Here is an 18,017-nt window from a genome sequence, read left to right on the forward strand (position 1 = left end):
ACGAATTTTGGTGCAGCAAACGAAGATTCACCGAATCTTTTCCCGAAATGCTCGACTTCGGGCGGCGCGTCAGCAAAGCTGTGCTATCCGCGTCTAGGAAGGGCAGAGCAATGGATGCTGCGACACGTCACACCGAGGCCGTCGCGACGGCCAACGTCAACGGGAAGAAGGGCGGGGCGCACCGCCGCCGGCGCCGGGAGCCCTACGGTTGGCTGGGCGCCGGTGCGCTGAGTCTGGGTGTCGGTGCGGCCCTAGCAGCCGGTTCGGGGGTCGCACATGCTGATACTGCGGCTGGCGCCGGTTCCACATCCACAAGTAGTCGTTCCGGGGACACCTCGTCGGGTAGTTCGTCGGCGGGTGGTCATACGAGCCGGCAGTCGGCATCGAATCCGGCCGCCGGCAATGGCCACCGGACGGGCAGCCCCTCACGGCGTCCGACCAGTGCGCTAACTTCTACCTCGGCTGACAAGTCATCGTCCGGCAACAAGCCGGTCGAACGCACGACCTCACTGCGGGGCGGGGTGAGCAGGGCGGTCAGCAACAGTCCGGCCGCAGCGACGGCACTTCCCGGCAATCCCACACCAGAGCCGGCGCAGTCCCCCGTGGCAGCTTCCTCGGCGCCGTCGGCACTCGTCGCGGCACTCGACAATTTCGTGAAATCGCCGACGGCCGGCTTCGTGCCGCCCAAGCCGCTCCAGATTCCCGCGTTGCTTCCGTCGCCATCGCAGGTGCTGCGAGCGCTGGGGATCCCGCCGGTTCGCCCCTCGGTGCCGGCCGGCAATCCGCTACAGGATCTGCTGTGGGGCCTGTACCGCCGAACGCAGTCGCTGCTGGCAGTGCCTCAGGCCACCGGGAAGGTGTCCGCCTCCACCGCGACAACCGCGACGACGTCGTCTCCGTCGCCGACGGTCACCTACAGCGTGGTCAATGACTGGGGTTCGGGTCACACCGCCGACATGACGGTGACCGCGGGCCAGGACCTCAACGGCTGGACGGTCGAGTTCGATTCCCCGGCCCAGATCGTCAACATCTGGAACGGCCAGATCACCAGCCACGTCGGCACGCACTACGTGATCAGCAACATGTCATACAACGCGAAAATCGCTGCCGGCCAAAGCACTTCGTTCGGCTACCAAGCCACCCCCGGCGCCATCGCCGCCACCCCCACCAACCTCACCGTCAACGGCGTCGCGGTCAGCACCCCACCGACCGCCCCGACCGTGTCCATCACCGACACCACCGTCGCCGAAGGCAACAGCGGCACCACCAACGCCACCTTCACCGTCACCCTGTCCAAACCGGCCACCACACCGGTCACCGTCGGCTACACCACCGCCAACGGCACCGCCACCGCCGGCGCCGACTACACCGCCACCACCGGCACCCTCACGTTCAACCCCGGCGTCACCTCCCAAACCATCACCGTCAAGATCACCGGCGACACAGCCGTCGAAGCAGGCGAAACCTTCACCGTCACCCTGGCCAACCCCACCGGCGCCACCATCGCCCGCGGCACCGCCACCGGCACCGTCACCAACGACGACACCCAGAGTCCCTCTTCGGGCAGCAATTCGGTCACCTACAGCGTGGTCAATGACTGGGGTTCGGGTCACACCGCCGACATGACGGTGACCGCGGGCCAGGACCTCAACGGCTGGACGGTCGAGTTCGATTCCCCGGCCCAGATCGTCAACATCTGGAACGGCCAGATCACCAGCCACGTCGGCACGCACTACGTGATCAGCAACATGTCATACAACGCGAAAATCGCTGCCGGCCAAAGCACTTCGTTCGGCTACCAAGCCACCCCCGGCGCCATCGCCGCCACCCCCACCAACCTCACCGTCAACGGCGTCGCGGTCAGCACCCCACCGACCGCCCCGACCGTGTCCATCACCGACACCACCGTCGCCGAAGGCAACAGCGGCACCACCAACGCCACCTTCACCGTCACCCTGTCCAAACCGGCCACCACACCGGTCACCGTCGGCTACACCACCGCCAACGGCACCGCCACCGCCGGCGCCGACTACACCGCCACCACCGGCACCCTCACGTTCAACCCCGGCGTCACCTCCCAAACCATCACCGTCAAGATCACCGGCGACACAGCCGTCGAAGCAGGCGAAACCTTCACCGTCACCCTGGCCAACCCCACCGGCGCCACCATCGCCCGCGGCACCGCCACCGGCACCGTCACCAACGACGACGTCGCGGTGACGCCGGGAATCAGCATCTCCGATGCGTCGGTGACCGAACCGGGCTCGTCGGGCATCGCGGCGGGCTTCCTGCACACCTCGGGCAACCAGATCCTGGATTCACAGGGCCAACCGGTGCAGATCTCGGGAGTCAACTGGTTCGGCGCGGAGGGCAGCAACGGGGTGCCGGACGGCCTGTGGACCCGCAACTACCAAGACATGATCGACCAGATGGCGGCCCAGGGATTCAACACAATCCGGATCCCGTACTCCAGCGAGATGCTGCACACCTCGGCGGCGCCGTCGGGCATCAACTACAACCTGAATCCCGACTTGCAGGGTCTATCGCGCATCGAGGTGCTGGACGCGATCATCGATTACGCCGGCCAGGACGGAATGCGGGTCATCCTCGACCATCACCGCAGCACCGCCGGCGCGGGCACGAGCGAGAACGGCCTTTGGTACAACAGCCAATACAGCGAGGACCAGTGGGTCTCCGACTGGCAGATGCTGGCTAACCGCTACCAGGACAACCCGACCGTGATCGGCTTCGACCTGCACAACGAGCCGTACAACGGCACGTGGGGCGGAGGCGGCGCGACCGACTGGGCGCGTGCCGCGGAGCGAGCCGGAAACGCTGTTCTGCAAGAGAATCCGAATCTGTTGATCTTCGTCGAAGGCGTGGGAACCTACCAGGGTCAGAGCTATTGGTGGGGCGGGAACCTGATGGGGGTCAAGGACCGTCCGATCGTGCTCGACGTGGCCAACCAGCTCGTCTACTCTCCGCACGACTATCCGAATTCCGTCTACGCCCAACCATGGTTCCAATCCGCCAACTTCGGCGCCAACCTGCCCAACGTGTTCCGCAACGCCTGGGGCTACATCTACGAGGACAACATCGCGCCGATCTACGTCGGCGAGTTCGGCACCAAACTGCAGGATCCCAAGGACGCCGTGTGGTTCGAAGCGCTCACGTCCTACCTGTCGGGTGACTTCGACAACGACGGCACGGTCGACATCGGAGCCGGGACCGAGGACATGAGCTGGACGTTCTGGTCGTGGAACCCGAATTCCGGTGATACCGGCGGCATTCTGGCCGACGACTGGAAGACCATCAACGACAACAAGATGGTCTACCTGACGCCGATCGAGTTCACCGGCGACAGCGGCACATCGCTGGCGTCGTTCGTGGTCAGCCTGGGCGCCCCGTCCGCCCAGACCGTGACGGTGCAGTACGCGACGTCGAACGGCACCGCGACCGCGGGCCTCGACTACGTCTCGGTGGCGGGCACGATCACCTTCGCCCCGGGTGAAACCCAGAAGATCATCACGGTTCCCGTGAACGGCGATTCGCTGGCTGAGAACGACGAGACATTCACCCTCATGCTCTCGAATCCGTCGGGAGCAACGCTGTCCGACGCCATGGGCACCGGCACCATCCTCGACCGCCCAGTCGACCCGACAACCGGCGGTGATACCCAGACCCCGCCCGCCGATCCGGGCACGCCGCCCGACGACACGGGGATGCCGATGCCCGATACCGGAACCGACCAGTACATCGACATCATGACGTTCGGCATGTTCCACGGCAGCGACCACACCGGAATGAATGCGCTGGAAGGTGGCCGGACCGCCATTACGACCGAGGCGCTGGTCGCCTACAACAACCAGCGGCAGTTCGCCGGGCTCGCGCCGGTGACCCTCGATGACGTCGGGACGTGGGCGTTCGCCAACAGCCTGACCAACAACGCGCAGGCGTGGGACAACGATCTGCAGGGCGTCGGCCTCTACTACGCGATGCAGGGCGCCAAAGTGGGGTGGATCGCCGACGACAAGTTCGACCCGCAGGTCGTCGCCGACATCGAACGAACGGCGCGCCTGGGCTCAGCAGCCGATGTCACGGCCATGGTGGCGCAGTACGGTCACGATGGTTTCGCCGAGTACCTGATGGAAACCGGTGGTGAGACGGCGTTCATCGACACGTTGAAGATGGAGCCGCACTACGGCGGATGGATGCACGATCGGGCCAACGGCCGGCTCGTCCTCGCAGGCTCCGCCACCGCCCACGACGTCAACCACCTGACGGTTCTCAGCCACGACCAGCTGCAACCGTTCATGAACGACACCTGGGACTGGCCGCAGTGGCCGGCGCTCGACGTGTCCCACAAGCGGGTGATCGAGTACTTCCAGAGCATGGTGGCGCTCGGCGACCCGCTGGGGAACAACTTGACGGCGCTTGATACCTCGGTGGCCGTGTCGCTCTGAGTCTCGGTAACCGTGGCGATCAAACACGTTGCGCAGCAGGTACAGTCAATGCGAAGGTCGCTCCCTGACCTGGCGTCGAGGTGGCCGTGACCTCGCCACCGTGGGCCTGGGCGATCTCGCGCACCAGTGCCAGCCCGATGCCGTAGGATTCCCGGCCCGTGCGGGTGGTGTGCTCGGTACCGTGCGCGAACCGGGTGAACAGTGTGGCCATCGACTCGGCGTCGATGCCGACGCCGTCGTCGGCGACCTCGACACTGACCGCCGAGCCGATCCGTCGCAGGCGCATCTCGACGGTGCCGCCGCGGTGTTCGTGCCCGAGCGCGTTGTCCACCAACGCGGTGAGGGCACGCCGAAGCGCCGCCCGTGACCCGGTCACCGCGAAAGAGGTGGCACTGCTTGGTTCTTTGAGGCGCAACATCACCCCGAGCGCGTCGGCGTAGGGTGCCATGCTGTCGCGCACGGTGGCAACCACCTCCGCCAGGTCGACCCGATCCCGCGGCGGCTTGCCGGCCGTCATCGTCGCCGAGGCCAGCAAGTCGTCGACGATGTCGCTCAGCGCCCGGGTGTCGGCGACCAGCGCCTCGGCCTCCTCGCGCACCTTCTGCACATCCGCATCGTCGGCCCGGTGCGCCAGCATCTGAGCCCGGGTGTGCAGCACCGTCAGCGGTGCCCGCAACTCGTGCGAGGCGTCGGCGACGAAGCGCCGCTGCAACGCCAACGCCTGCGCCAGTGGCCGCACCGACCGCCGGGTGAACATCGCGACCACCGCCACCGATGCCACGATCCCGGCCAATTCGGCGAACGCCACCGCAATCAGCAGGCGGTTGCGGCCCGCGTAGTTGGGCGCCAGATCCATCATCGCCACCACCCGGCCCTCCGGCCGGTCCACAGCCAATGTGCGGTAATGCCGTCCGTCGGCCCGCAGGTCGCCGAATCCGGTCGGCCCGGACAGCAGGGGCACACCAGGTTGTCCGCCGTCACTGGTCGATACGTGGCCGTTGTTGTCCCGCAGCGCCAGTTCCATATCGGGCGGCGGGTCGTTGGCGTCGTCGGCCGACATCGCCAGCGTCTGCAGTTCGGCATCGATCTGGCGGTTCTGGGTACGCACGTACACCGTGAACACCACGCCACCCACCACGAGCAGGACCAGCGCGAGCGCAGCGGAGGCCTGGATAGCGATGATCAGGCCCGCCCGCCTGACCACGGCGAGGTCACCGGCCGGCGTCATTCCAGCCCGAATCGGTAGCCGGCGCCGTGCACCGTGCGGATCACCTGCTTGCCGAGCTTTCGCCGCAGATAGTGGACGTAGAGATCGACGGCACCACCCGACTCGACGCCGTCGAACACCGAATCGAGTAACTGTGCGCGGCTGAACACCCGCTTGGGTGCGGCCATCAGCGTGCTGAGCAGGGAGGCCTCCCGCTCGGAGAGCTCGACTTCGTCACCGCCGGTCGCCACACCGGCGACCCGCCGGGTCACCCGGTCCAGCCGTAGGCCACCCGCGGCAACGACGCTGCCCGCATCGTCGACGCGCCGCAACAACGCACGCACCCGGGCGAGCAGCTCGGGAACCTCGAAGGGTTTGACCAGGTAGTCCTGGGCGCCGGCGTCCAGCCCTTCCACCCGATCCTCCACCGCACCGCGCGCGGTGAGGATCAGCACCGGTGTGGTGATACCGCGCGACCGCAGCAGCGCCACCAGATCGGACCCGTCCATCACCGGCAACCCCCGGTCGATGATGAGCGCGTCGTACTCGCCGGACAGACCGCGGTGCATGCCCTGCTGCCCGTCGTAGGCGGTGTCCACCCGATAGCCCTCGTCGGTGAAGAGCGTGGCCAGCATCGCACTCAGCGCGCGATCGTCCTCGACGACGAGCAGCGCGGGTCCGGCGTTCGGCTTCGGCACGTATGTGAGGGTGCCACGGGCGCGGCGCACATCGCCTGCGAAAGGATTTCTTACAGCGCTCAAAGAAGGCGCCCGCAGCATAGGGACCATGGTCTCGACCCTGGTCAGCCCCGGGCAGTCGCAGTGGAGCCGGTGGAGCACCGATATGCATCTGCTGGTCACCCAGCCCGCAACGCTGCCGGCAGCGCGCGCGGTGGTCGACGCCGAGCTCGACGCGGTCGAGACGGCAGCGTCACGGTTCCGACCCGACTCCGAGATCTGCGGGCTGGCGGGCGGCGTCCGCACACCGGTCAGCCCGCTGTTGGCACACCTGATCGAGGACGCGTTGGCCGCGGCCCGATTCACCGACGGCGACGTCGATCCCACCGTCGGCTCGGCGATGATCGCGCTGGGCTACGACCGCGACATCGGCCAACTCGATCGGATGCAGCCCAGGGTGGCGTCGCTGGCGGTCGCTCCCGACTGGTCGATGGTGGAATTCGACGGCCGCACCGTTCGGCTGCCCGCCGGCGTAGTCCTCGATCTGGGCGCAACGGCCAAAGCCGCGGCGGCCGACCGCTGTGCACGGCGGGTACATGGGCAGACCGGCAGCGGGGTCCTGGTCAACCTGGGCGGTGACATCGCCACGGCGGGCCCCGCCCCGGAGGGCGGATGGCAGGTACTGGTCCAGGACACCGACGACGATCCGGCCAGCCGGGTCACCTTGGGCTCGGACGCGGGGCTGGCGACATCGAGCACCTCGCGGCGGCGGTGGTGGAACGGTGGCGACGTCGTGCACCACATCATCGATCCCCGCACCGGTCGTTCCGCAGAGCCGGTGTGGCGCAGCGTCAGCGTGGCGGCCGACAATTGCCTGGCCGCCAACACCATCAGCACCGCGGCGATCATTCGTGGACATCGCGCACCGGATTGGGTTGCCGCACTGGGCGTGCCCGCTCGGTTCGTCGAGCGAGACGGGACGGTGCGCACCGTAGGAGGGTGGCCACAGTGACACAACGACTGCACATCGACTGGACCCGCTGCGACGGCAGAGGCCTGTGCGCCGAGCTCCTCCCGGACGTTTTCACCCGCGATGATTGGGGATATCCGCTGGCGCACAAGGGCTCTCGCGAACCGGCGATTCCGCCCGAGTCGGCCAAATACGCGCGGGCCGCGGTCAAACGCTGCCCGCGGACGGCGCTGCGCCTTTTGGACTGACGTCGTTTCGTCGACCAGCGCAACGGGTCAACCACCATCCGACCTCGACTGGGCGCGAAGCTCTCTCCAGGGCAGGGATGTTCGGCAGAAATGCGATATCACCGGTGATATCGCATTTCTGACCACCTAGCTGCCCGGCCCAGAGACAGGCTCGCGAACGTGAGGCCGCGCTGGCGTTACCCTCGGCGGTCGCGCCCCTACCCCACCAACCGCGCGATCGACTGCAACGGGATATGGAGCCAACTCGGCCGGTGACGCGCCTCATAGGCGGCTTCGTACACGGCCTTGTCCAACTCGTATGCTGCGAGCACGGTGGCGTGATCGCGCGGGTCGGCATCGGATTCCGCGGCATAGCCGTCGCAGAACGACGCGCAGTTGCGGTCGACCCACTCCTTGGCCCGCGCGGCCAGCTGCCGGTCGGTGGTCTGGTCCACCAGTTGTTGATAAGCCGCATATTCGAACGAGCGCAGCATGCCGGCGACATCGCGCAGTGCAGAGTCCGGTTTGCGTCGCTCGTCGAGCGGCTGACCCGGCTCCCCTTCGAAATCGATCAGCAGCCAGCCCACCGGGGTGCGCAGTACCTGGCCTAGGTGGAGATCGCCGTGGACACGCTGCACCGTGACCGGCTCGTCGGCCAGCTTGGCGTAGCGTTCCTCGATGGCGGGCTGATACTCGGCGAGTTCGGGTACCGCCGCCGCGGCGGTGCCCAGCCGCTCGAGCATCACGTCGACGGGCAGCATACCGGTCGAGGTGCCCAGTTCCTGGGCCAGCGTGGCGTGCACCGACGCCACGGCCTCCCCCAATCGGTAAGCCTCACCGGCGAAGTCACCACCGACCTCATAGGCGTACAGGTCACCTTCGGCGTATAGGTCCCGAGTGCTCGCGGTGGCCATATCCCAGCCCTCGGCGGAATTCGCGGCGTAGGCCGTCACCATGCCCAGCGGGCAGGGCTGGCCGCCGTCGCGCGTCTCGAACGACCCGAGCAGCCGCGCCACGTGCGGGTTTCCGGCCCGGCCCAGTACCCGGTTGAGTTCGATATCGGGGTTGATACCGACCGAAACCCGGCGGAACAGCTTGAAAACGGCCTGGTCGTCGAACACCACGCTGGTGTTGGTCTGCTCGGCGTCCGAGATCCGCGGCGCAGCATCGAGCGGCAGCGTCACGTCCGGTTCCTTGGCGAAGGTGATGTCCCCGATCCGGGCACCCGAGTCGATCAAGGACAGCAGGAACCCCGCCGACGACGGATCGTAGAGACCGTCGTAGGCGGTGTGGTCGTCATCGGAGCCGATCGTGGCGACCGCGCCGTACTCGGCCACCGGAGCCGAATCCCACTGGACGATAACCTGATAACGCTCCGTGGAGCTGTCGGTATAGGTGACGTCGACCAGCGTCAGGTCCAATTCGGGCCGCAGCGCCACCACCTCGACGGCCTCGGCGGACGACAGGGTGCGGCTGCGACCCGCATACCACCGTTGGGCGGGCAGCCATTCCGTCCAGGGCAGGTTCACCGGTGAGCTCATTGCTTCTCCTCCGACGGACACAACCTGAACCAGTAGAACCCGTGCCCGGGCAACGTCAGCAGATACGGCAGCTGGCCGATACGCGGAAACGCCACATGCCCGGTCAACTCCACCGGTGTGTAGGAGTTCCAATGTTGCAGATTCAACTCGATCGGTTGGGGAAAGCGGGACAGATTGTTCACACACAGCACCGTGTCGCCGCCGTCGATCTCGCGCACATAGGTCAGCACCGACGGGTTCGAGCCCCCGAGCTCCCGGAACGTACCGGTCGCGAACGCGTCGTAGCGGCGGCGAACCGCCAGCATGGTGCGAGTCCAGTTCAACAGCGACGTCGAGGTGTCACGTTGCGCCTCGACGTTGACGGACTGATAGCCATAGATCGCGTCCTGGTTCGGCGGCAGATACAACCGCCCTGGTGTGGCGGTGGAGAATCCCGCGTTGCGATCCGGGGTCCATTGCATCGGGGTCCGCACGGCGTCGCGGTCGCCGAGCCAGATGATGTCACCCATCCCGATCTCGTCGCCGTAGTACAGCACCGGTGAGCCCGGTAGCGACAGCAGCAACGCGGTGAACAACTCCATCTGGTTGCGGTCGTTGTCCAGCAGCGGGGCCAGCCGGCGGCGGATGCCCACGTTGGCCTTCATCCGGGGGTCCTTGGCGTACTCGGAGTACATGTAGTCACGCTCTTCGTCGGTGACCATCTCCAGGGTCAACTCGTCGTGGTTGCGCAGGAAGATCCCCCACTGCGCCATCTCCGGGATCTCCGGGGTCTGGCCCAGGATCTCCGAGATCGGGAAACGCGACTCCCGGCGCACCGCCATGAATATCCGGGGCATCAGCGGGAAATGGAACGCCATGTGGCATTCGTCGCCGCCGGTGGCCGGGTCGCCGAAATATTCCACGACATCGGCCGGCCACTGGTTTGCCTCGGCCAGCAGCACCCGCCCGGGATACTCGTCGTCGACCACCTTGCGGCAGTGCTTGAGAAACGCGTGGGTCTCGGGCAGGTTCTCGCAGTTGGTGCCCTCCCGCTCGAACAGATACGGCACCGCGTCCAGCCGGAAGCCGTCGATCCCGAGGTCCAGCCAGAATCGCAGGACGTCGATCATCGCCTCCTGCACAGCGGGGTTGTCGTAGTTCAGGTCGGGCTGGTGGGAGAAGAACCGGTGCCAGTAGAACTCCTTGCGCACCGGGTCGAACGTCCAGTTCGACTCCTCGGTGTCGACGAAGATGATCCGCGCGTCGGCGTAGCGGGAACTGGTGTCACTCCACACGTAGAAATCCCCGTACGGTCCGTCCGGATCGCGGCGCGATTCCTGGAACCACGGGTGTGAATCGGAGGTGTGGTTCATCACCAGGTCGGTGACGATCCGAATGCCGCGCCGGTGAGCGGCGTCGAGCAGGGACACGAAGTCGTCGACGGTACCGAACTCGGGCAGCACCTTGTAGAAGTCGCGGATGTCATAGCCGCCGTCACGTAGCGGCGAGTCGTAGAACGGCGGTAGCCACAGGCAGTCGACGCCGAGCCACTGCAGGTAGTCGAGCTGTTCGAGCAGGCCACGCAGATCGCCGACACCGTCGGAGTTGGAGTCGTAGAACGCCCGGACCAGCACCTCGTAGAACACCGCACTCTTGAACCAGACGCGATCGGCGGGCAGGGCGTGGGCGTGCCCGAAGTCGTCGGCAGTCGGGTGTTCAACCACACCGCCCTCGATGTGGCTGCCTTCCGTCGGGTCGCTGCTCAACTCCATCTCAATTCCACTACCCCACACTGGCCGAACCGAATCGTCACCCGAGTGTCGCGCGAGCGTGCGCAGACTGCTTACTGTGTCGGCGTGTCGGTGCACCGACACGCACGGTCGCGGGCTAGGGCTAACCCCGCACGCGGACGACGACCTTGCCCTTGGCCGTGCGATTCTCCAGCGAGGCGACCGCGGCGGCAGCCGCCTCGAGCGGGTAGACCTCGGGCTGCGGTGCCGCCAGCACACCGGAGGTGAGCAGGGCGGCCAGCCCGTCCCACTGCTCGGCCAGCGCACCGGGGTGAGACATCGTCCACGCACCCCAGCCGACCCCGACGACGTCGATGTTGTTCAGCAGCAGCCGGTTGACCTTGACAGTCGGAATTTCTCCGCCGGTGAAGCCGACCACGAGCAGGCGCCCAGCCGGTGCCAGCGATCGCAGCGAGTCGGTGAACCGGTCGCCGCCAACCGGATCCATCACGATGTCGACGCCCAAGCCGGCGGTCAGCTCGGCGACCGCGTCCTTGAATCCGTCGGCCAGCACAACGTCGGTGGCGCCGGCCGCCTTGGCGATCTCCGCCTTGTCCTCGGTGCTCACCACCGCGATCACCCGGCTGGCCCCCAGCGCCGGTGCAAGCCGTAGCGTCGAGGTGCCGATACCGCCGGCCGCACCGTGCACCAGCACCGTCTCGCCGGCTGCCAGCCGACCGCGAACGGTCAGGGCGAAGTACACCGTCAGGTCGTTGAACAGCAGTCCGGCGCCGGCCTCGAAGCTGACATTGTCAGGCAGCGGGAACACCCGCTCAGGTGTGAGAACCACGGTTTCTGCCATCGCGCCGGTGATCATCGTCAAACCCACCACCCGGTCGCCGGGCTTCACCGGGGCGCCGCCGGGTGCGGACCGCACGACCCCGGCGATCTCGGCACCGAGGGTGAACGGCAGCTCTGGTTTGTACTGGTAGAGCCCGCGGGTCAGCAGCGCATCGGGAAAGGCCACACCCGCGGCGTGCACGTCGACCAGGATCGCGCCCTCACCCGCTGGCTCGTCGATATCGACCAGCTGCACCGATTCCGGACCGGCCAGCTCGGTCACCTGTATCGCCCGCATCCCACCTCCATACCGACTTGATCGCGTCGCCAGTGTGTCACGGCAACCCGGCCTCGCGATTCGAGACCGGCAGGCTACGGAATGTCGATCGCGAGCAGCTCGACCTGCAGTTCGCCGCGCGGGGTCGAGTAGGTGACGGTCTCGCCGGCCCGCCGCCCGAACAACGCCAAGCCCAGCGGGCTGTCCGACGTCAGGGTGGTGTCCTCTTCACCGGCCGGGGTCTCCTCCAGGAAGTGGATGATCCGCATCTGGACCGGCTCATCACCGGGGAAGCGCAATGTCACCTTCGTGCCGTTGGACAGCTGCCCCGGGGTGTCGGCATTGCCCCCGGCCAACAGCCAGGTCAACCGGTTGATCTGCTCATCGATACCGGCCAGATCCTCCGACCGCTGCAGTGCATCGGCGGCGTCACCGCGGTCCCCCACGGTTTCGGCGTCGTCCTGCAGTTCGGCGCGCATTTGATCACGGCGCCGGCGCAGGTCGGCCAGCTCCTCCTCGATCCGACCGCGCTCCTGGTCGGTGAATTCCGTCGATCCGCTGTCCTGAACCATGCCCGCCAACGTACCGTTCGGTCACGCCGCCCATACGTGAACCCGCCGCTACGCGTCCGACGGCACCACCAGCACGTCGGGCTGCTCGATGGTCACGAGGACCCGGATCCCGGCGGACAGCTCGGCGGCCTGCGAGCTGGCGCTCTGGGCGATCAGCCGCGTCCCGTTGTCAAAGACGCAATGCACCAACGAAATCGGGCCGAGGAACGACACCGAGGCAACGGTGGCCGGACCGAGGGGATCAGCGGCGACCCGCACCGATTCCGGTCGCACCAGTGCTACCCCGGCGCCGGCGGTGATCGAGCCCGCCGCCGCGGGCAACGAGGTGCCGAGCAGATGCGCACGGCCATCGGCCAGCTGGGCGTCGACCTTGTTGTTGAGGCCCACGAACTCCGCGACGAACGGGGTCGCGGGGTGGGCGTAGACATCGGCGGGCGCGGCGATCTGCTCCAGGCGACCCTGATTCATCACCCCGACCCGATCGGCGACGGCCAGTGCTTCTTCCTGGTCGTGGGTGACGAACAGCGTCGTCGTGCCGACTTCGAGCTGCACCCGCCGGATCTCGTCGCGCAGCTGTGCCCGCACCTTGGCATCGAGCGCCGACAGCGGCTCGTCGAGCAGCAGCACGCGGGGTTGGATGGCCAGTGCGCGGGCCAACGCCACCCGCTGTTGCTGACCGCCCGACAGCTGGCTGGCGTACTTCTGCTTGTGCGCCGACAACCCGACAAGGTCGAGCATGTCGCCGGCCAGCGACGTGCGTTGGGCCTTACTTTTGCCGCGCAGCTTGAGCCCGAATGCGACGTTGTCGAGGACGGTCAAGTGCGGAAAAAGGCTGTACGCCTGGAAGACCATGCCCATGTCGCGCTTGTTCGGTGGCACGTCGGTGACGTCGGTGCCGTCGACGGCGACCCGGCCCGAGGTCGGCTCGTCCAGCCCGGCGAGAATGCGCAGGGCGGTGGTCTTGCCGCAGCCCGAAGGCCCCAGCAGGGCGACCATCTCACCGGGTTGCAGGTGCAACGTCAGTCCGTCGAGCGCGCGGACCGTCCCGTAAACCCGTGTCACGTCGGTGAAGTCAACGGCGACCCCGGTCATCGGTGTCCTTTCCGGCGCTGGGTGACCAGCGAGAGGCTCAGCAGCAGAACGAAACCGAACACCAGCGTCGCCAGCGATGCCGCCACTGACGTCGGTCCATCGCTCTTCCCGATCGCGACGATCACCACCTGCAGGTTCTGATACCCGCTCAACGAGGCGATGGTGTACTCGCCGAGCACCACCGCTATCGAGATGAAGGCCGCCGACAGGATGCCCGACCAGATGTTGGGTACCACCACCCGCAGAATGGTGGTAGTCCACCCCGCACCGAGGGAACGGGCTGCTTCGGCAAGGGTTTTCAGGTCTATCGACGACAGCGCCCCGTCGATGGACCGGTAGGCGAACGGCAGCACCAGCACGACGTAGACAAACGTCAGGGTCAACGCCGACTCGCCCAGGAAATACACCACCCACAGGTACACGTTGCGCAAACCGACGACGATCACCAGGGCGGGAATCGTCAGCGGCAGCAGACAGAGGAACTCGACCAGCCGCCTGGCCCATGGCGCCCGCAGTCTGACCCAGATCATGGTCGGCACCAACATCGCCAGCATGAGCACGACGGTGAACACCGCCAGCAACAGCGAGATGATGATCGCGTGGTACAGCATGTCGTTGGCCACCAGGTTCTTCCACGCTTGCAGCGTGCGTCCCCCGTGGATCAGGTCGCGGGTGCTGAAATCGGCCATCGCATACAGCGGAAAGAGGAAGAACAGCCCGAACAGCGCCAGCAGCAGACCGCGACCGATCCTGTTGGCTCTCACTGCAGCCACCTGGCGGTCCGTCGCACCAGCACGTTGTAGGCCACCATCACCACCGCAACCACGATCACCATTTCCAGCGCCAGCGCGTAGGCGAAGCCCGACTGACCCAGCACCACCTCCGATGTCAGCGCCGTGCGGATCAACAGCGGCACGATCGGGCTGCCCTGGCTGACCAGTGCGGCGGCGGTGGCGTAGGCGGCAAACGCGTTGGCGAACAACAGCAATGCCGAACCGAGGAAGGCGGGCATCAGCAACGGGAAGCCCACCTCGCGCCAGTAGGCCCAGCGTGAGGCCCCCAGACTGACCGCGGCTTCGCGCCACTCCGCGCGCAACCCTTCCAGCGCCGGGGTGAACACGATGACCATCAGCGGAATCTGGAAGTAGGTGTAGACCAGGATCAGGCCGCGCAGCGAGTACAGCCACCCGTCGCCGGCGAGATTGAACCCGAAGCGATCCAATACCCATAGCGTGAGCACGCCGTTGAGGCCGATCGTCGCCAGGAACGCGAATGCCAACGCCACGCCGCCGAATTGGGCCAGCACGCTGCACAACGACAACACCACCCGGCGCAGCGGCGAGGTAGGCGGACTGGTGACGACCAGCCACGCCAGTAACGCACCGAGGACCGCACCGACAGCTGCCGTACTCGCCGACAGCAGCACGCTCTTGCCCAGCGCGGCCAATGCCGTGCCGGAGAACAGCAGGCCGATCCGCTGCAGCGAGAACACGCCGTCCAGATAGAACGCGGACACGATCACCGTCACCGTGGGGATGATCAGAAAGATCGTGACGAACACCCCGAAGGGCAATAGGGGCAGGGCCGCTCGGAGCCGCCGGGCCACAGCGTCAGCCGATCGCCTTGGCCCAGTTGTCGGCTAGATACTTGGTCGCCGCATCGGTCTGGGCCTGGGTCATGATCACGGGAGTCCCGCTGACCGGAGGCAACTTCTCATAGGCCGCCGAGTCGATCGTGCCGGCCTTGACCATCGCGTCGGCGCGAACGGGCCGGGCACCTCCGGCCAGGAACAGGTTCTGCCCCTGATCGCTGAACAGGAACTCCTGCCAGAGTCGCGCCGCGGCCGGGTGCGGGGCGTCTTTGTTGATGGCCTGGAAGTAGTAACCACCGAGCACGGCGCCCTGCGGAACGAACACCTTCCAGCTGGGCAGCTTCTTGGTTTCGGCGGCGTTGAGGTAATCCCAGTCGATGACGACCGGTGTCTGCCCCGACTCGATGGTCGCCGGCGTCGGGTCGACGGGCAGGAAGTTGCCCGCCTGCTTGAGCTTGCTGAAGAACGCGACACCGGGAGCGATGTCGTCGGCCGAGCCGCCCTGGGACAGCGCCACCATCGCCACACCGGAGAAGGCCGCACCGGCCTGGGTCGGGTCTCCATTGAGGGCGACCTTGCCCTTGTACTCGTCCTTGAGCAGATCATCGACGATGCTCATGTCGGGGACCTTGGCCGAGTCATAGCCGATCGACATGTAACCGCCGTAGTCGTTGACCCAGGTACCGTTCGGATCCTTCATGGCGTCCGGGATGCTGTCGAAGGTCGCCACCTGGTACGGCGCGAACAACGAGGTGTTGGCCAGCGCGACCGACTGGCCGAGGTCGAAGACGTCCGGCGCGGTGCTGCGGCCCTTCTGCTGATTGGCGGCGTTGATCTCCTCCTGGCTGGCGGCATCGGGTTGGGCCGAGTTCACCTTGATGCCGTACTTGTCGCTGAACGCCTTGATGATCGCGCCGTAATTGGCCCAGTCCGGTGGCAGGGCGATGACGTTGAGTTCGCCCTCTTTCTTGGCCGCGGCCACCAGCCCGTCCATCCCGCCGAAATCGGCTGCGGACGTCGCCGAGGCGGCCGGCACTCCTGAATCGGTGTTGTCCTCGCTGCTCTTCTTCTCCGGCGGCGCACAGGCGACGGCGGCCACCAAGACGAGGGCGGCGACGGCAGGGACCAGACGTACGTTCTTCATGATCGAACCTTCTTGTGCTCAGGAGGCGACGTGGTGGCGCTGTGACGACCACAGCGTGTCGCGAAGGTGAACGGGATCGTCACGACGCTGCGAGATTACCGCCGGGTTAACCACGATTTCGGAGCATTGAACGGATTCGACGACGTCACTTGCGATCTCATTTCGGTGAGCGCGGTATCGTGCCGCCCGCGGCGAACGAAGTGAGCGCGGTATCGTGCCGACGTGGTTACCCGCGACCATGGCGACCCTGGAGATGCGCCCTCGATCCCGCCGCCGCTGACCGATATCGCCGACGCGACCAGGCCCTCGGCAGCCGAGGAGGCGCGCAGCATCGCCGCGTCCACCAACACCACGACTCTGGCCAGTTTGACCGCAGCCGGAGATCCGTGGGCTTCGTTCGTCACGTACGGGCTACTGGACGGCGCGCCGGTGCTCTGTGTCTCCAACATGGCTGAGCACGGCCGCAATCTCGCCGGTGATCCCCGCGCCAGCCTGGCCATCGTCGCCCCCACCACATCGTCCGACCCGCTGGCCAGTGGCCGGATCACGCTGGCCGGCGTCGCCGAACGCCCGACCGGCGACGAACTGCCGGCGGCGCGCGATGCGCATCTGTCGGCCGTCGCCGCCGCGAAGTACTACGTCGACTATTCGGACTTCACCCTGTGGGTGTTGCGGGTGCATCGGGTGCGCTGGGTGGGCGGCTACGGCCGGATGGACTCCGCGACCGCAGCCGACTACGCCGCGGCCGCACCCGACCCGGTTCGCCCGGGCGCCTCCGGGGCGATCGCCCATCTCAACGCCGATCACGCCGACAACCTGGTGGAGATGGCTCGCGTACTCGGCGGCTACCCCGACACCACGGTCGCGGTGTGCACCGACATCGATCGCTATGGGCTCGACCTGCGCGTCGACACCGCCCGCGGCGTGGCGTACACCCGGGTTGGCTTCAGCGCCCCGCTGTCATCGGCCGACGACCTACGCGCCGCGGCAGTGGATCTGGTTGCCCGCTGCCGACGTCACTAGCGCACCGCGATTCTTGCCTACGGGCAATCGTTCGACCTCCGTACAGGAGCGGCGATTCGTGACACCATGAATCGGTGGCCACGACAGAACCCGTGCCCGCCAGTTCATCGTCGGGGACGGCCAAAAGGCTTTCCCACGTTGCACTGCAGACCGGTCAGCTGCCCGTTCTCCGGGATTGGTATCTCACGGTTCTGGACGCACACGTCGTGTTCGAGAACGAGGTGCTGTGTTTGATGACCTTCGACGAGGAACATCACCGCATCGCCATGCGGCAGTTGCCCCGACCCGACGAACGCACATCGAGGACGGTGGGGCTGGGACATTCGTCGTACACGTTCGCGACGCTGAGCAGCTTGCTGTCGAAATACGAATCCCTCAAGGACGCGGGTATCCGACCGTACCTCCCTGTTCAGCACGGCATCACCACGTCGCTCTATTACCGCGACCCCGACGGGAACCTGGCCGAACTCCAGATCCAGAACATGCCCGCGGAGGAAGCCACGCAATACCTCTACGGGGAAGAGTGCCGGCTCGATCCCGTTGGGCCGTCATTCGATCCCGACCTGATGCTGGCCGCTTTGCGCTCCGGCACAAGCGAATCCGAGTTGATCACCAGATCGTGGGCGCTGAGTTGCCCACAGCTGAACGTCACCGAACTGCTGATGAGCTGACATCTGCGCACCG

The 18,017-nt window shown here is 66.6% G+C and carries 15 protein-coding genes; 5 read left to right on the forward strand and 10 right to left on the reverse strand.

All coding sequences use genetic code 11. The features are described 5' to 3' along the window. Window positions 1-110 precede the first annotated feature (110 nt). The gene (locus ORI27_RS02490) at window positions 111-4,463 is read left to right on the forward strand and encodes a Calx-beta domain-containing protein (RefSeq protein WP_266073869.1); all 4,353 of its coding nucleotides are present in this window, start codon (window positions 111-113) and stop codon (window positions 4,461-4,463) included. Window positions 4,464-4,482: 19 nt separating this feature from the next. Here the strand turns inward: ORI27_RS02490 and ORI27_RS02495 are convergent, their stop codons facing one another. Together ORI27_RS02495 and ORI27_RS02500 are read right to left on the reverse strand one after the other, a co-directional pair. Continuing rightward, window positions 4,483-5,691 carry a sensor histidine kinase gene (locus tag ORI27_RS02495; RefSeq protein WP_265994933.1) on the reverse strand — a complete coding sequence of 403 codons (1,209 nt, stop codon included), beginning with the start codon at window positions 5,689-5,691 and terminating at the stop codon, window positions 4,483-4,485. Next, window positions 5,688-6,368: a response regulator transcription factor gene (locus ORI27_RS02500; RefSeq protein ID WP_265994934.1), complete on the reverse strand. Its 681-nt coding sequence runs from the start codon at window positions 6,366-6,368 to the stop codon at window positions 5,688-5,690. Before ORI27_RS02500 ends, ORI27_RS02495 begins: the two co-directional genes overlap by 4 nt. An 88-nt stretch (window positions 6,369-6,456) precedes the next feature. Here ORI27_RS02500 and ORI27_RS02505 point away from each other — a divergent pair, with 88 nt between their 5' ends. Both ORI27_RS02505 and ORI27_RS02510 read left to right on the forward strand, forming a co-directional pair. Next, window positions 6,457-7,359: an FAD:protein FMN transferase gene (locus ORI27_RS02505; protein ID WP_265994935.1), complete on the forward strand. Its 903-nt coding sequence runs from the start codon at window positions 6,457-6,459 to the stop codon at window positions 7,357-7,359. Then, a complete protein-coding gene (locus ORI27_RS02510; RefSeq protein ID WP_323055528.1) occupies window positions 7,356-7,565 on the forward strand; it encodes a ferredoxin in 210 nt (69 codons plus the stop codon). The genes ORI27_RS02505 and ORI27_RS02510 overlap by 4 nt, the downstream gene beginning before the upstream one ends. Before the next feature lie 197 nt (window positions 7,566-7,762). Here the strand turns inward: ORI27_RS02510 and ORI27_RS02515 are convergent, their stop codons facing one another. The 8 genes from ORI27_RS02515 to ORI27_RS02550 all read right to left on the reverse strand — a co-directional run bounded on the left by ORI27_RS02515 (window position 7,763) and on the right by ORI27_RS02550 (window position 16,310). Then, the gene (locus ORI27_RS02515) at window positions 7,763-9,085 is read right to left on the reverse strand and encodes a maltokinase N-terminal cap-like domain-containing protein (RefSeq protein ID WP_265994937.1); all 1,323 of its coding nucleotides are present in this window, start codon (window positions 9,083-9,085) and stop codon (window positions 7,763-7,765) included. Further along, a complete protein-coding gene (gene treS, locus ORI27_RS02520) occupies window positions 9,082-10,836 on the reverse strand; it encodes a maltose alpha-D-glucosyltransferase (protein ID WP_265994938.1) in 1,755 nt (584 codons plus the stop codon). The genes ORI27_RS02515 and treS overlap by 4 nt, the downstream gene beginning before the upstream one ends. 121 nt (window positions 10,837-10,957) lie before the next feature. Further along, the gene (locus ORI27_RS02525; RefSeq protein ID WP_265994939.1) at window positions 10,958-11,932 is read right to left on the reverse strand and encodes an NADPH:quinone oxidoreductase family protein; all 975 of its coding nucleotides are present in this window, start codon (window positions 11,930-11,932) and stop codon (window positions 10,958-10,960) included. 74 nt (window positions 11,933-12,006) lie between these two features. Further along, window positions 12,007-12,483, reverse strand: coding sequence for a GreA/GreB family elongation factor (locus ORI27_RS02530; protein WP_265994941.1), 477 nt, complete (start codon window positions 12,481-12,483; stop codon window positions 12,007-12,009). Between the two features lie 48 nt (window positions 12,484-12,531). Next, the gene (locus ORI27_RS02535) at window positions 12,532-13,575 is read right to left on the reverse strand and encodes an ABC transporter ATP-binding protein (protein ID WP_265994942.1); all 1,044 of its coding nucleotides are present in this window, start codon (window positions 13,573-13,575) and stop codon (window positions 12,532-12,534) included. Beyond that, the gene (locus ORI27_RS02540; protein ID WP_265995238.1) at window positions 13,572-14,264 is read right to left on the reverse strand and encodes an ABC transporter permease; all 693 of its coding nucleotides are present in this window, start codon (window positions 14,262-14,264) and stop codon (window positions 13,572-13,574) included. The genes ORI27_RS02535 and ORI27_RS02540 overlap by 4 nt, the downstream gene beginning before the upstream one ends. Window positions 14,265-14,335: 71 nt before the next feature. Further along, entirely contained in the window at window positions 14,336-15,181 is an 846-nt protein-coding gene (locus ORI27_RS02545; RefSeq protein WP_265994943.1) for an ABC transporter permease, read from the reverse strand. A 4-nt stretch (window positions 15,182-15,185) separates the two neighbouring features. Continuing rightward, on the reverse strand, window positions 15,186-16,310 hold the full coding sequence (locus ORI27_RS02550; RefSeq protein WP_265994944.1) for an ABC transporter substrate-binding protein: 1,125 nt from the start codon (window positions 16,308-16,310) through the stop codon (window positions 15,186-15,188). A gap of 222 nt (window positions 16,311-16,532) precedes the next feature. On the opposite strand from ORI27_RS02550, the gene ORI27_RS02555 reads away from it, so the two are divergent. Continuing rightward, window positions 16,533-17,333, forward strand: a complete 801-nt coding sequence (locus tag ORI27_RS02555) for a HugZ family pyridoxamine 5'-phosphate oxidase (RefSeq protein WP_265994945.1) — start codon at window positions 16,533-16,535, stop codon at window positions 17,331-17,333. Between the two features lie 74 nt (window positions 17,334-17,407). Beyond that, the gene (locus tag ORI27_RS02560; protein ID WP_265994946.1) at window positions 17,408-18,004 is read left to right on the forward strand and encodes a VOC family protein; all 597 of its coding nucleotides are present in this window, start codon (window positions 17,408-17,410) and stop codon (window positions 18,002-18,004) included. Window positions 18,005-18,017 lie beyond the last annotated feature (13 nt).

Source organism: Mycobacterium pinniadriaticum, assembly GCF_026242045.1.
GTDB classification, from domain to species: Bacteria; Actinomycetota; Actinomycetes; order Mycobacteriales; family Mycobacteriaceae; genus Mycobacterium; species Mycobacterium pinniadriaticum.

Coding starts and splice junctions, on each gene's coding strand:
- ORI27_RS02490 (WP_266073869.1), top strand. CDS start 111: ATGGATGCTGCGACACGTCACACCGAGGCCGTCGCGACGGCCAACGTC.
- ORI27_RS02495 (WP_265994933.1), bottom strand. CDS start 5,691: ATGACGCCGGCCGGTGACCTCGCCGTGGTCAGGCGGGCGGGCCTGATC.
- ORI27_RS02505 (WP_265994935.1), top strand. CDS start 6,457: ATGGTCTCGACCCTGGTCAGCCCCGGGCAGTCGCAGTGGAGCCGGTGG.
- ORI27_RS02515 (WP_265994937.1), bottom strand. CDS start 9,085: ATGAGCTCACCGGTGAACCTGCCCTGGACGGAATGGCTGCCCGCCCAA.
- treS (WP_265994938.1), bottom strand. CDS start 10,836: ATGGAGTTGAGCAGCGACCCGACGGAAGGCAGCCACATCGAGGGCGGT.
- ORI27_RS02525 (WP_265994939.1), bottom strand. CDS start 11,932: ATGCGGGCGATACAGGTGACCGAGCTGGCCGGTCCGGAATCGGTGCAG.
- ORI27_RS02530 (WP_265994941.1), bottom strand. CDS start 12,483: ATGGTTCAGGACAGCGGATCGACGGAATTCACCGACCAGGAGCGCGGT.
- ORI27_RS02535 (WP_265994942.1), bottom strand. CDS start 13,575: ATGACCGGGGTCGCCGTTGACTTCACCGACGTGACACGGGTTTACGGG.
- ORI27_RS02540 (WP_265995238.1), bottom strand. CDS start 14,264: ATGGCCGATTTCAGCACCCGCGACCTGATCCACGGGGGACGCACGCTG.
- ORI27_RS02550 (WP_265994944.1), bottom strand. CDS start 16,310: ATGAAGAACGTACGTCTGGTCCCTGCCGTCGCCGCCCTCGTCTTGGTG.